Source organism: Pseudomonas sp. RtIB026 (genome assembly GCF_016861355.2).
Taxonomy (GTDB): Bacteria; Pseudomonadota; Gammaproteobacteria; order Pseudomonadales; family Pseudomonadaceae; genus Aquipseudomonas; species Aquipseudomonas peradeniyensis.
The window spans coordinates 4,774,483-4,788,504 of record NZ_AP023348.2; the positions used below are offsets into that span (position 1 = coordinate 4,774,483).

Sequence of the window (14,022 nt, forward strand, 5' to 3'; positions counted from 1 at the left end):
TCAACGCAAGGAGACGACTTATGCCTCGCTTCGCCGCCAACCTGTCCATGCTGTTCACCGAACAGGACTTCCTGGCCCGCTTCAAGGCCGCCGCCGACGCTGGTTTCAGCGGTGTCGAATACCTCTTCCCGTACGATTTCAGCGCCGCCGAGATCAAGCAGCAGCTTGACGCCCACGGCCTGACCCAGGTGCTGTTCAACCTGCCGGCCGGCGATTGGGCCAAGGGTGAGCGCGGCATCACCTGCCACCCCGACCGCGTCGAAGAATTCCGCGCTGGCGTCGACAAGGCCATCGAGTACGCCAAGGTGCTGGGCAACACCCAGGTCAATGCCTTGGCCGGCATTCGCCCCGAAGGCCTGGACTGCGCCACCGTGCGCAAGACCTTCGTCGACAACCTGCGCTACGCCGCCGACAAGCTCAAGGGCGCCGGGATCCGCCTGGTCATGGAAATGATCAACACCCGCGATATCCCGGGCTTCTACCTGAACACCACGAAGCAGGCCCTGGAAATCCAGGCCGAGGTGGGCAGCGACAACCTGTTCCTGCAGTACGACATCTATCACATGCAGATCATGGAAGGTGACCTGGCCCGCACCCTGGAAACCAACCTGAAGCTGATCAACCACGTGCAGCTGGCCGACAACCCGGGCCGCCACGAGCCGGGCACCGGCGAGATCAACTACCGCTTCCTGTTCGAGCACCTGGACCGCATCGGCTACCAGGGCTGGGTGGGCGCGGAGTACAAGCCCAAGACCACCACTGAAGCCGGTCTGGGCTGGCTGAAGACCCACAACGCAATTTGAGACACACGCCGGCCCCTTGTAGGAGCGGCCTTGTGCCGCGAAAGGGCTGCGCAGCAGCCCCGGCAATCTACCGGCGTGATTGAGATCGTGGGGCCGCTACGCGCCCCTTTCGCGACACAAGGCCGCTCCTACAGGGGCCTGGTCGCCTGTTCATACAAATACAAAGAGGCAGAACTCTCATGGCTAAAATCGGTTTCCTCGGCACCGGCATCATGGGCAAGCCCATGGCCCAGAACCTGCAAAAGGCAGGTCACAGCATCTTCGTTTCCACCCACCACGACGCCGCACCGGCCGACCTGATCGCCGCCGGCGCCGTGGCCCTGGCCAACCCGAAGGAAGTGGCCCAGGAAGCCGAGTTCATCATCGTCATGGTCCCGGACACCCCGCAGGTCGAGAGCGTGCTGTTCGGTGAGAACGGCGTCGTCGAAGGCGTCGGTCCGAACAAGGTGGTGATCGACATGAGCTCGATCTCCCCCACCGCCACCAAGGCCTTCGCCGAGAAGATCAAGGCCACCGGCGCCGCCTACCTGGACGCCCCGGTGTCCGGCGGCGAAGTCGGCGCCAAGGCCGCGACCCTGAGCATCATGGTCGGCGGCTGCCCGAAAGCCTTCGAGCGCGCCCTGCCGCTGTTCGAAGCCATGGGCAAGAACATCACCCGCGTCGGCGGCAACGGCGACGGCCAGACCGCCAAGGTGGCCAACCAGATCATCGTCGCCCTGAACATCCAGGCCGTTGGCGAAGCGCTGCTGTTCGCCGCCAAGAACGGCGCCGACCCGGCCAAGGTGCGTGAAGCGCTGATGGGCGGCTTCGCCTCGTCGAAGATCCTTGAAGTGCACGCCGAGCGCATGATCAAGGGCACCTTCGATCCGGGCTTCCGCATCAACCTGCACCAGAAGGACCTGAACCTGGCCCTGCAAGGCGCCAAGGAGCTGGGCATCAACCTGCCCAACACCTCCAACGCCCAGCAAGTGTTCAGCACCTGCGTGGCGCTGGGCGGCGGCAACTGGGACCACTCGGCGCTGATCAAGGGCCTGGAGCACATGGCCAACTTCTCGATCCGCGACGACAAGTAAGCCTGTACCGGCCTCTTCGCGGGGCAAGCCCGCTCCTACAGAAATGCGTGGTCCGTGTAGGAGCGGGCTTGCCCCGCGAAGAAGCCAACACCGATGAACCTGCAACCCCAGGCCCATCAGGTGAAACCGAGCAACACCCGCCCCTGGTTCGGCCTGCACGGAGGCAGTTCCAGGGGCGTTTTCGATTTTGCAGAACAACAAGAATCTGGGAGCCTGCCATGTCGGTCGATCCACAAAAACTCCTGCGCGAACTGTTCGACACAGCCATCGCCGCCGCCCACCCCCGCCAGGTCCTCGAACCTCACCTGCCCGCCGACCGCAGCGGCCGGGTCATCGTCATCGGCGCCGGCAAGGCCGCCGCGGCCATGGCCGAAGTGGTCGAGAAAAGCTGGCACGGCGAAGTCTCCGGCCTGGTGGTCACCCGCTATGGCCATGGCGCCAGCTGCCAGAAAATCGAGGTGGTCGAAGCCGCCCACCCGGTCCCCGATGCCGCCGGCCTGGCCGTGGCCAAGCGGGTGCTCGACCTGGTCAGCAACCTGAGCGAAGACGACCGCGTCATCTTCCTGCTGTCCGGCGGCGGCTCGGCCCTGCTGGCCCTGCCCGCCGAAGGCCTGACCCTGGCCGACAAACAGCAGATCAACAAGGCCCTGCTGAAATCCGGCGCCACCATCGGCGAGATGAACTGCGTGCGCAAGCACCTCTCGGCGATCAAGGGCGGCCGCCTGGCCAAGGCCTGCTGGCCGGCCACCGTCTACACCTACGCGATTTCCGATGTGCCCGGCGACCTCGCCACGGTCATCGCCTCCGGCCCCACCGTGGCCGATCCGAGCACCTCGGCCGACGCCCTGGCGATCATCAAGCGCTACAACATCGACGCGCCCAAGGCCGTCATCGACTGGCTCAACAACCCGGCCTCCGAGACCGTCAAGGCCGATGACCCGGCCCTGGCCCGCAGCCACTTCCAGCTGATCGCCAGGCCCCAGCAGTCGCTGGAGGCCGCCGCGGTGAAAGCCCGCCAGGCCGGATTCAGCCCGTTGATCCTCGGCGACCTGGAGGGCGAGTCGCGCGAAGTGGCCAAGGTGCATGCCGGCATCGCCCGGCAGATCGTCCTGCACGGCCAGCCGCTCAAGGCACCCTGCGTGATCCTCTCCGGCGGCGAGACCACCGTCACCGTGCGCGGCAACGGCCGTGGCGGGCGCAACGCCGAGTTCCTGCTCAGCCTCACCGAAAGCCTCAAGGGCCTGCCCGGCGTGTACGCCCTGGCCGGCGACACCGACGGCATCGATGGCTCCGAGGACAACGCCGGCGCCTTCATGACCCCGGACAGCTTCGCTCGCGCCGAGGCCCTGGGCCTGTCGGCCAGCGATGAGCTGGACAACAACAACGGCTATGGCTACTTCGCCACCCTCGACGCGCTGATCGTCACCGAGCCGACCCGCACCAACGTCAACGACTTCCGTGCCATCCTGATCCTCGAGACTCCGCAATCATGACGCCTGATAAAAAAGTCAAAATCCTCGCCACCCTCGGGCCTGCGATCAAAGGCATCGATGACATACGCCAGCTGGTCGAGGCCGGGGTAAATATCTTCCGCCTCAACTTCAGCCACGGCGAACACGCCGACCACGCCCTGCGCTACCAGTGGATCCGCGAAGTCGAGCAGCAGCTCAACTATCCGCTGGGCATCCTCATGGACCTGCAGGGGCCGAAGCTGCGCGTCGGCCGTTTCGCCGACGGCAAGGTCCAACTGCAACGCGGCCAGGCCCTGCGCCTGGACCTGGACAAAACCCCGGGCGACAGCCGCCGGGTCAACCTGCCGCACCCGGAAATCATCGCCGCGCTGGAGCCGGGCATGGACCTGCTGCTGGACGACGGCAAGCTGCGCCTGCGCGTCACCGCCAAGCACGGCGACGCCATCGACACCGAAGTGCTGGCCGGTGGCGAGCTGTCCGACCGCAAGGGCGTCAACGTGCCCCAGGCGGTGCTTGACCTCTCCCCGCTGACCGAGAAGGACCGCCGCGACCTGGCCTTCGGCCTGGAGCTTGGCGTGGACTGGGTGGCGCTGTCGTTCGTCCAGCGCCCCGAAGACATCGTCGAGGCGCGCCAGCTGATCGGTGACCGCGCCTACCTGATGGCCAAGATCGAGAAGCCCTCGGCGGTCGAGCAGTTGCAGGCCATCGCCGAGCTGTCCGACGCGATCATGGTCGCCCGTGGCGACCTGGGCGTGGAAGTGCCGGCCGAAAGCGTGCCGCAGATCCAGAAAGGCATCATCGGCACCTGCCGCCAGCTGGGCAAGCCAGTGGTGGTGGCAACCCAGATGCTCGAATCGATGCGCTTCTCCCCGGCCCCGACCCGCGCCGAAGTCACCGACGTGGCCAACGCCGTGGCCGAAGGCGCGGATGCTGTGATGCTGTCGGCCGAGACCGCCTCGGGCGACTACCCGCTGGAAGCGGTGCAGATGATGAGCAAGATCATCCGCCAGGTGGAAAACGGCCCGGACTACCAGGCCCAGCTCGACGTCGGCCGGCCCAAGGCCGAGGCCACGGTGTCGGACGCCATCAGCTGCGCGATCCGTCGCATCAGCGGCATCCTGCCGGTGGCGGTGCTGGTCAACTACAGCGAGTCGGGGGCCTCGACCCTGCGCGCCGCCCGCGAGCGGCCACGGGCGCCGATCCTCAACCTGACGCCGAACCTCAACACCGCACGCCGCCTGAGCGTGGCCTGGGGCGTGCATTCGGTGGTCAACGACCGCCTGCGCCAGGTCGACGAGGTGATCTCCACGGCGCTGGAAATCGCCCAGGCGCAAGGCATGGCCAGCCGTGGCGACACGCTGCTGATCACCGCCGGTGTGCCTTTCGGCAAGCCGGGTTCGACTAACACCTTGCGGATCGAGACCTTGGTTTGAGATCGCCTGGGGCGCCCTGCGCCCCTTTCGCGGCACAAGGCCGCTCCTACAGGAGACCGCGATCCCTTGTAGGAGCGGCCTTGTGCCGCGAAAGGAGGGCAAAGCCCTCCCGATGCACCGAACCCGCGGAAAACCGAGGCCCAAAGAGGCCCACCGCTCCCCCACTCACCTTGCCGACTGCCCATGTACACCAAGAACTTCGTCAACCCGTGCCCCGACTGGGCCACGGCCTTGCTCAACGGCTTCAGCCAGGTGCTGCTGCTGCGCAATCCCCTGTGCGGCCTGTGTTGCCTGCTGGCCATCCTGCTGACCGCGCCGGACCTGGTCGGCGGCGCCCTGCTCGGCGCCCTCGCCGGCCTGCTCACCGCCCAGCGCCGCGGCTACGACCGCGCCGATCGCCAGGCCGGGCTGTACTGCTACAACGGCGTGCTGATCGGCATCCTGATCAGCGCCGTGCTGCCCTGGTCGGCGATCCTGCCGCCACTGATCATTGCCGCCGGCGGCCTGTCGAGCATGCTCACCCACCAGTGGCGCAAGCGTGGCGGCAAGCTGCTGGTCGCCTATACCGCGCCCTTCGTGCTGCTGGGTTGGGCCACCCTGCTGCTGGCCGAGCCCTCGATCAGCAGCTTTGTCGAGGCAGACCCTGTATATGCCCTGCTGCGCGGCGTGGGGCAGATTTTCCTGCTCGACAAGCCCATGGCCGGCCTGCTGATCGTCATCGGCATGTACTTCGCCAACCCCTATGCCGCCACCTGGGCGCTGATCGGCTCGGCCATCGGTGGCGGTGTCGCGCTGCTGGCGGGCGAGGCACAAGGGGCCTGGCTGGGGCTGTACGGTTTCAATGCGGCACTGGCCGCGCTGGCCTTCAGCCGCCAGGGTGAGAAGCCTTGGGTGACCTTGCTCGCCATCGCCTGCGCCCTGGTGCTGCAACCTCTGTTCAACCTGCTGCCGATCGCCGGGCTGACCGCGCCGTTCGTCACCGCCTGCTGGCTGATGCACCTGGGCAACCACCTGGCCCAGGTCAACCAGCGCCGTAACGCGCCTCGCTTGCACAGCTGAAACACAGCCCCTAGGCTCTGCCCATTCGCACAATGGAACGCGCCCATGGACAACCCTTCGAGCCTGCGCGAGCGGCTCTACGTCATCGTCTTCCAGACCGACACGGTCGCTGGAAGACGCTTCGACAAGATCCTCCTGCTGATCATCCTCGCCAGCCTGGTCACGGTGATCCTCGACAGCATCGACGATGTTCACCAGAACTACGCCGGGCTGCTGGCCGGTATCGAGTGGGGCTTCACGGCGATCTTCCTCGCCGAATACATCACCCGCCTGTACTGCTCGCCCAAGCCGCTGCGCTATGCCTTCAGCTTCTACGGGCTGGTCGACCTGCTGGCGATCGTGCCCGGGATCATCGCCCTGTACTACAGCGACGCCCAGTACCTGCTGATGATCCGGGTGATCCGCATGCTGCGGATCTTCCGCGTGCTCAAGCTCAGCCCCTACCTGAAGCAGGCCCACTACCTGCTGGCGGCGCTGCAGGGCAGCAAGCAGAAGATCATCGTGTTCCTGGTCAGCGTGTCGACCCTGGTCACGGTGTTCGGCACGCTGATGTATGTGATCGAAGGGCCGGAGCACGGCTTTACCAGCATTCCCAAGGGCATCTACTGGGCCATCGTCACCCTGACCACGGTAGGCTTCGGCGATATCGTGCCGAAGACGCCGCTGGGGCAGGTGCTGTCGTCGCTGGTGATGATCACCGGTTACTCGATCATCGCCGTGCCCACCGGCATCTTCACCGCCGAACTGGCCAATGCCCTGCGCGGCGAGCAGTTGCAGCATGACTGCCCGACCTGCGCCAAGCATCACCACGAGCATGGCGCGGCGTTTTGTTCGCGGTGTGGCAATGCGTTGTTTCCCAAGCAGTGAGGCTGACTGTGCTGGCCCTTTCGCGGGTTTACCCGCGAAGAGGCCGGCACTGACAACGACATAACCAAAGACCGTTTTGTTCTTTAACCCACGCAAAGCCACCCGCTATAGTCGCTGGCAAAGCGCCAACCCTTTGAACCAGAACAAGGAATGCCCCCAGTGAAAAAACTCTTCAGCGCCTCGCTGCTCGCCGCGGGCCTGGCCCTGGGTAACCTCGCCCAGGCCGCCCCGACCCTGCTCAACGTCTCCTACGACGTGATGCGCGACTTCTACAAGGACTACAACCCGGCGTTCCAGAAGCACTGGGAGAAAGAGCACAACGAGAAGGTCAACCTGCAGATGTCCTTCGGCGGCTCGAGCAAGCAGGCGCGCGCGGTGATCGATGGCCTGCCGGCCGACGTGATCACCATGAACATGGCCACCGACATCAACGCCCTGGCCGACAACGGCAAGCTGGTGCCGGACAACTGGGTGAGCCGCCTGCCGAACAACAGCGCGCCGTTCACCTCGGCCACCGTGTTCATCGTGCGCAAGGGCAACCCCAAGGCGCTGAAGGACTGGCCGGACCTGCTCAAGGACGGCGTGCAAGTGATCGTGCCCAACCCCAAGACCTCGGGTAACGGCCGCTACACCTACCTTTCGGCCTGGGGCTACGTGCTCAAGCAGGGCGGTGACGAAACCAAGGCCCGCGACTTCGTCGGCAAGCTGTTCAAGCAGGCACCGGTACTGGACACCGGAGGCCGCGCCGCCACCACCACCTTCATGACCAACCAGATCGGCGACGTGCTGGTGACCTTCGAGAACGAGGCCGAGATGATCGCCCGCGAGTTCGGTCGCGACCAGTTCGAGGTGATCTACCCGAGCGTGTCCGCCGAGGCCGAGCCGCCGGTGAGCGTGGTGGACAAGGTGGTGGAGAAGAAAAAGACCCGTGCTGTGGCTGAGGAATACCTGAAGTACCTGTGGTCGCCCGAGGCCCAGGAGATCGCCGCGAACAACTACCTGCGCCCGCGTGACCCGGCGGTGCTGGCCAAGTACACCGACCGCTTCCCGAAAGTCGACTTCCTGTCGGTGGAGAAGACCTTCGGCGACTGGCGCACCGTGCAGAAGACCCACTTCAATGATGGTGGCGTGTTCGACCAGATCTATACCAACAAGTAACCGCTCTCAGCAGGGGCAGCCCTAAGAGAGCGGTTCTGTGGGAGCGGCTCGTGGGAGCGGGCTTGCCCCGCGATATCGATAGTGGCAACGAAAGTGTTGTCTGGGCTGGCCCCATCGCGGGGCAAGCCCGCTCCCACGCACCTTCCAGTATCAATAAGGGTCAGGCCTGCTGGCGGAACACCAGCGCCTTCAGGCCACCCTCCGGATCCGCATCCGGAAACTCCGGCGGATTCTCCAGCCGCTCGACGAACGCCAGCCCCGGCGCCTGCTCGGCCATCCCCTCGATGAGAAACTGCGGCCCGATCCCCGGGTCATTGACACAGGCCAGCACCGTGCCGCCTTCATTCAACAACTCCGGCAAACGCCGGAGGATCTTGGCGTAGTCCTGGGTCAGCACGAAGCTGCCGCGCTGGAAGGTCGGCGGGTCGATGATGATCAGGTCGTACGGCCCGTACTTGCGCACCTTGCCCCACGACTTGAACAGCTCATGCCCCAGGTACGCCACCCGCGAGGCGTCATGACCGTTGAGCCGGTGATTGTCGCGGCCCCGGGACAGCGCCGACTTGGCCATGTCCAGGTTGACCACCTGCTCGGCGCCGCCAGCGATCGCCGCCACCGAAAAACCGCAGGTGTAGGCGAACAGGTTGAGCACGCGCTTGCCGGCCGCCTGCTCGCGCACCCAGCGTCGGCCATAGCGCATGTCGAGGAACAGGCCGTTGTTCTGGCGCACGCCCAGGTCGAGCAGGTACTTCAAGCCATCCTCGACCACCTCGCGCTGCTGGCACGGCTCGCCCCACAGCCACTGGCCGGGGCTGTCCGGCAGGTAGCGGTGCTGCAGCAGGATGGCCTGGCCGGTCCACTGCGGGCGTTCGGCCAGCGCCATCAGCATGGCTTCAAGCTCTGCCAGCTGGCCCTCGGGCGGCTCGCGGAACAGCGCCACCAGCAGCACGCCATCGAGCCAGTCGACGGTGATCTGCTCGAGCCCCGGCCAGCAACGGCCACGGCCATGGAACAGGCGGCGGGTCTCCAGGGGGGCGGGATCGAGGGCGGCGAGCAGGTGCTGCTCAAGGGTGGCGATGGCTGGGCTCATGTCGGCTACGGTCAGGCAAAAGCGCCATTCTACCTGCTCGCGGCCGGGCCGGGCGGCCATCGATGAAGGGGATGAGAGGGTTTGCGGCACTTTTGTCGCTTTTTTCTTGCCGGGGCGCTGTGGATAGTGCGGCCATCCCTCCCTGAAACCGGATCACTGCCATGTCACCCCTGAAAGTCGAATTCTTCCACGATGTCGTCTGCGGCTGGTGCTTCGTCCTCGCCCCGCGCCTCAAGCAGCTGCAGGACGAACTCAACCTGGACATCCAGCACCGCAGCTTCATCCTGCAGACCAGCCGCGAGGCGATGGTCGAGCGCTTCGGCTCGATGCCCAAGGCCAAGGAAACCATCCTCAGCCACTGGCTGTCGTGCTCGCGCGCCGAGGACGTCAAGCGCATCAACATCGAAGCCATGCGCCAGCAGGACTTCGAATACCCCACCGGCCTGCTCGCCGGCCTCGCCTGCCAGACCGCCAAGGCGCTGGGCGGCAACGAAGGCCACGAGCGCATGTTCGACCGCCTGCAGGAAGCCCACCTGGTGCAGGCCCGCAACATTGGCGACCGCGCCACCGTGCTGGCGGTCGCCACCGAGGCCGGCTTCGACCCGCAGGCCTTCGCCACGGCATTCGACCAACAGGCCCCGCAGATGCTCGATGAAGAACTGGCCCTGGGCCGCCGCCTGGGCATCAGCTCGGTACCCAGCCTGGTGATCGATGGCCGCTACCTGGTCCCCGGCGCCCTGAGCCTCGAGCAACTGCGCCAGACCTTCATCCAGGTCCGTGCCAACCAGAACCAGGCACAAGGAGCCGCACAATGAACAATCGCTACTGGATCGCCGCCGGCACCTCGCTGTCGCTACTGGCCATGGCCCTGCTGCCCGCCCCGGCGGTGATGGCCAACGACGCCCCCGCCGCCCAGGCCAACGCCACCCCGGTGGCGGTCGCCCGGGTGCAGTCCGGCCCCATGCCGCAGGTGCTTAGCGCCGTCGGCACCCTGGAGGCGGTGCACCAGGTCAATGTCTCGCCGGAAGTCGGCGGGCGCATCACCGCGCTGGAGTTCACCGCCGGCAAGGCCGTGGCCGCCGGCCAAGTGCTGGTCAAGCTCAACGACGCGCCCGAGCGCGGCGAGCTGGCCAAGCTGCAGGCCCAGGCCAAGAACGCCAAGCTGGCCCTGGAGCGCACGCGCAAGGTGCTGCCGCTGGCCTCCACCCAGGCCCAGCTGGATCAGGCCCAGGCCAACTACGACCAACTGCTTGGCGAGATCGCCCAGGTCCAGGCGCAGATCGCGCAGAAGACCATCCGCGCCCCGTTCGCCGGCGTGCTGGGCATCCGCAAGGTCAACCTCGGCCAGTACGTCAGCCCCGGCGACAGTCTGGTGACCCTCACCGAGCTGTCGCGCCTGCACGTCAACTTCCCGCTGCCCGAGCAGTCCGCCGCCGCCCTGCAGGCCGGCCAGGCCATCACCCTCAAGGTCGATGCCTGGCCGCAGCAGCGCTTTGTCGCCGCGGTCACCACCCTGGAGCCGCAGATCGACCCGGGCGCCCGCTCCATGCTGGTGCAGGCGACCCTCGACAACCCCGGCCAGCAACTCAAGCCGGGCATGTTCGCCAACGTCAGCATCGAGCTGCCGAGCCACGCCGACGTGCTCAGCGTGCCGGAAACGGCGATCAGCTACAGCGCCTACGGCAACTCGCTGTACGTGCTGCGCGAGAAGGACGGCGCGCTGCGCGTGGAGCAGGTGTTCGTCAAGCTCGGCGCCCGCCGCGACGACCGCGTGGTGGTGCTCGATGCGCTGACACCGGGCGACCGCGTGGTGGTGTCCGGGCAGATCCGCCTGAGCAATGGCATGCCGGTGCGGGTCACCGACGACACCCTGGCCGCCAGCACCACGCGCAAGCCGGACCTGGCCCAGCAGTAATGGGTTTGCGTGCCACTGAAAAGGACCTGTAGCACCATGAAATTCACCGACCTGTTCATCCGCCGCCCGGTACTGACCCTGGTGGTCTGCGCGATGATCGTCATGCTTGGCCTGCTGGCGCTGCTGAACCTGCCGATCCGCCAGTACCCGCAGCTGGAAAGCGCGACCATCACCATCACCACCGAATACCCCGGCGCCCGCTCGCAGCTGATGCAGGGCTTCGTCACCCAGCCCATCTCGCAAGCCGTGGCCTCGGTCGACGGTGTCGACTACCTGAGCTCGACCTCGACCCAGGGCAAGAGCGTCATCAGCGTGCGCCTGAAGCTCAACGCCGACTCCAACAAGGCCCTCACCGAGATCATGGCCGCCGTCAACCAGGTCAAGTACCGCCTGCCCGAAGGCGCCTACGACTCGGTGGTGGCCAAGTCCTCCGGTGAAGGCACGGCGGTGATCTACATCGGCTTCTCGAGCAAGGACATCGGCCTGCCGGCGATCACCGACTACATCTCGCGGGTGGTGCAGCCACGCGTGGCGGCCATCGACGGCGTCGCCGAGGCGCAGATCCTCGGCGGCCAGAAACTGGCCATGCGCCTGTGGCTGGACCCGGCGCGCATGGCCGCGCGCAACCTGTCGGCCAGCGACGTGGCCGAGGCCATACGCCAGAACAACTTCCAGGCCGCCCCCGGGCAGACCAAGGGCCAGTACGTCTCGGCCAACATCAACATCAACACCGACCTGACCAGCGTCGACCAGTTCCGCCAGATGGTGGTGCGCCGCGACGGCGACACGCTGATCCGCCTGAGCGACATCGGCACCGCCGAGCTCGGCGCCACCTCCTACGACACCAGCGGCATCATGGACGGCGAGCCGGCGGTGTTCATCGGCCTGCACGCCACCCCCGCCGGCAACCCGCTGACCATCGTCGGCGCGGTGCAGGAGATGATGCCGCAGATCCGCGAGACCATGCCGCCGGGCATGACCGCCAACATCGTGTTCGAAGTGGCGCGCTTCATCCAGGCGTCCATCGACGAGGTGGTCAAGACCCTGGTCGAGGCCGTGGTGATCGTCGCCGTGGTGATCTTCCTGTTCCTCGGCTCGCTGCGCAGCGTGCTGATCCCGCTGGTGACCATCCCGCTGTCGCTGATCGGCGCGGCGGCGATCATGAGTCTGTTCGGTTTCAGTATCAACCTGCTGACCTTGCTGTCGATGGTCCTGGCCATCGGCCTGGTGGTGGACGACGCCATCGTCGTGGTGGAGAACGTCCACCGCCATATCGAGGAAGGCAAGTCGCCCTTGCAGGCGGCGCTGGTCGGCGCCCGCGAGATCGCCGGCCCAGTGATCGCCATGACCCTGACCCTGGCCGCGGTGTACGCACCCATCGGCCTGATGGGCGGGCTCACCGGCGCGCTGTTCAAGGAGTTCGCCTTCACCCTCGCCGGCGCCGTGGTGGTGTCCGGCGTGGTGGCGCTGACCCTGTCGCCGGTGATGAGCGCCTTCCTGCTCAACCGCCAGGCCAGCGAAGGGCCGATGGCCCGTGGCGCCGAGCGCTTCTTCCAGTGGCTGGGCAAGGGTTACGGGCGTGTGCTGGACGTGTCCCTGCACCACCGCTGGTTGACCCTGGCGATTGCCGCGGCGGTGTTCGTCAGCCTGCCGATCCTCTACCTCGGCGCCCAGCGCGAACTGGCGCCGGTCGAGGACCAGGCCCAGGTGCTGGCAGTGGCCAAGGCACCGCAGTACGCCAACATCGACTACACCGAGATGTACGCGCACCGCATGGACCGCCTGTTCGCCACCTTCCCGGAAACCGACATCACCTGGGTGGTCAACGGCAACGACGGCCCGCGCACCGCGTTCGGCGGCGCCAACCTGAGCACCTGGGAAAAGCGCCAGCGCAGCGCCGACCAACTGCAGGCCGAGATCCAGAAAGCCGTCGGCGAGATCGAGGGCGTGGCCATCTTCGCCTTCCAGCTGCCGCCGCTGCCCGGCTCCACCGGCGGCCTGCCGGTGCAGATGGTGATCCAGAGCTCCCAGGACCACCGCGTGGTGTTCGACGCCATGGACAAGATCAAGCAAGCGGCCATGGCCAGCGGCCTGTTCGCCGTGGTCGACTCCGACCTGGACTTCAACAGCCCGCTGGTCAACATCAACATCGACCGCAGCAAGGCCAACGACCTGGGCATCAGCATGCAGGCCATCGGCGACGCCCTGGCGGTGCTGGTGGGCGAGAACTACGTCAACCGCTTCGCCCTCGACGGCCGTTCCTACGATGTGATCCCGCAGGTGGCACGGGCCCAGCGCCTGTCGGCGGAAATGTTGGTCGGCCAGTACGTCAAGGCCGCCAACGGCGCCCAGGTGCCGCTGTCGACCCTGGTTAGCTTCGACATGTCGATCGAGCCCAACAAGCTGACCCAGTTCAACCAGCTCAACTCCGCCACCCTGCAGGCGGTGCCGGCACCGGGCGTGAGCATCGGCGACGCGGTGCAGTTCCTCGCCGCCCAGGCCAATGCCCTGCCCACCGGCTTCAGCCATGACTGGCTGTCCGATGCCCGCCAGTTCGTCCAGGAAGGCAGCGCCCTGGTGGTGACGTTCATCTTCGCCATCCTGGTCATCTACCTGGTGCTGGCGGCGCAGTTCGAAAGCCTGCGCGACCCGCTGGTGATCCTGGTCAGCGTGCCGATGTCGGTGTGCGGCGCGCTGATCCCGCTGTACCTGGGCTACGCCACGGTGAACATCTACACGCAGATCGGCCTGGTGACCCTGGTCGGCCTGATCAGCAAGCACGGCATCCTCATGGTCGAGTTCGCCAACGAACTGCAGCAGGCCGACCAGCTCGACCGCCGCACGGCCATCGAACGCGCCGCGCAGATTCGCCTGCGGCCGATCCTGATGACCACCGCGGCCATGGTGGTGGGCCTGGTCCCGCTGCTGCTGGCCAGCGGCGCCGGTGCCCACAGCCGCTTCAGCCTGGGCCTGGTGATCGTCATCGGCATGCTGGTCGGCACGCTGTTCACCCTGTTCATCCTGCCCACCGTGTACTCGCTGCTGGCCAAGGACCACCGCGCCAGCGAAGACCCACGCCTGCAGGAACTGGCCGCCTACACCCAGCCGGCCTGACCCCTTCGCCCGCCCTCCTCTGTGGCAGCCGTGATCGG

11 protein-coding genes are annotated in these 14,022 nt (G+C 66.5%); 10 read left to right on the forward strand and 1 reads right to left on the reverse strand.

Going from position 1 to position 14,022, the window contains the following annotated elements; translation table 11 throughout:
- The first annotated feature begins 20 nt into the window (after nucleotides 1-20).
- From hyi to PRtIB026_RS21375, 7 genes are all read left to right on the forward strand, one after another.
- Nucleotides 21-803: a hydroxypyruvate isomerase gene (gene hyi / locus PRtIB026_RS21345; protein ID WP_186732911.1), complete on the forward strand. Its 783-nt coding sequence runs from the start codon at nucleotides 21-23 to the stop codon at nucleotides 801-803.
- Between the two features lie 179 nt (nucleotides 804-982).
- The gene (locus PRtIB026_RS21350; protein WP_011532931.1) at nucleotides 983-1,876 is read left to right on the forward strand and encodes a 2-hydroxy-3-oxopropionate reductase; all 894 of its coding nucleotides are present in this window, start codon (nucleotides 983-985) and stop codon (nucleotides 1,874-1,876) included.
- Nucleotides 1,877-2,094: 218 nt separating this feature from the next.
- A complete protein-coding gene (locus PRtIB026_RS21355) occupies nucleotides 2,095-3,369 on the forward strand; it encodes a glycerate kinase type-2 family protein (protein ID WP_203651734.1) in 1,275 nt (424 codons plus the stop codon).
- Nucleotides 3,366-4,781, forward strand: a complete 1,416-nt coding sequence (gene pyk, locus PRtIB026_RS21360) for a pyruvate kinase (RefSeq protein ID WP_203651733.1) — start codon at nucleotides 3,366-3,368, stop codon at nucleotides 4,779-4,781. Before PRtIB026_RS21355 ends, pyk begins: the two co-directional genes overlap by 4 nt.
- Before the next feature lie 183 nt (nucleotides 4,782-4,964).
- Nucleotides 4,965-5,840, forward strand: coding sequence for an urea transporter (locus PRtIB026_RS21365; protein WP_203651731.1), 876 nt, complete (start codon nucleotides 4,965-4,967; stop codon nucleotides 5,838-5,840).
- Between the two features lie 45 nt (nucleotides 5,841-5,885).
- Entirely contained in the window at nucleotides 5,886-6,707 is an 822-nt protein-coding gene (locus tag PRtIB026_RS21370; RefSeq protein WP_203651729.1) for an ion transporter, read from the forward strand.
- Nucleotides 6,708-6,866: 159 nt separating this feature from the next.
- Nucleotides 6,867-7,865, forward strand: a complete 999-nt coding sequence (locus tag PRtIB026_RS21375) for a sulfate ABC transporter substrate-binding protein (protein WP_203651727.1) — start codon at nucleotides 6,867-6,869, stop codon at nucleotides 7,863-7,865.
- A 160-nt stretch (nucleotides 7,866-8,025) separates the two neighbouring features.
- Here PRtIB026_RS21375 and PRtIB026_RS21380 read toward each other — a convergent pair whose 3' ends face one another.
- On the reverse strand, nucleotides 8,026-8,955 hold the full coding sequence (locus PRtIB026_RS21380; RefSeq protein ID WP_203651725.1) for a class I SAM-dependent methyltransferase: 930 nt from the start codon (nucleotides 8,953-8,955) through the stop codon (nucleotides 8,026-8,028).
- Between the two features lie 161 nt (nucleotides 8,956-9,116).
- Between PRtIB026_RS21380 and PRtIB026_RS21385 the strand changes: the two genes are divergently transcribed.
- From PRtIB026_RS21385 to PRtIB026_RS21395, 3 genes are read left to right on the forward strand one after another with little or no spacing between them, the layout of a single operon-like run.
- The gene (locus PRtIB026_RS21385) at nucleotides 9,117-9,770 is read left to right on the forward strand and encodes a DsbA family oxidoreductase (RefSeq protein WP_203651723.1); all 654 of its coding nucleotides are present in this window, start codon (nucleotides 9,117-9,119) and stop codon (nucleotides 9,768-9,770) included.
- On the forward strand, nucleotides 9,767-10,870 hold the full coding sequence (locus PRtIB026_RS21390) for an efflux RND transporter periplasmic adaptor subunit (protein ID WP_203651722.1): 1,104 nt from the start codon (nucleotides 9,767-9,769) through the stop codon (nucleotides 10,868-10,870). The genes PRtIB026_RS21385 and PRtIB026_RS21390 overlap by 4 nt, the downstream gene beginning before the upstream one ends.
- Nucleotides 10,871-10,906: 36 nt before the next feature.
- A complete protein-coding gene (locus tag PRtIB026_RS21395) occupies nucleotides 10,907-13,984 on the forward strand; it encodes a MexW/MexI family multidrug efflux RND transporter permease subunit (protein WP_203651721.1) in 3,078 nt (1,025 codons plus the stop codon).
- The last annotated feature ends 38 nt before the right edge of the window (nucleotides 13,985-14,022 follow it).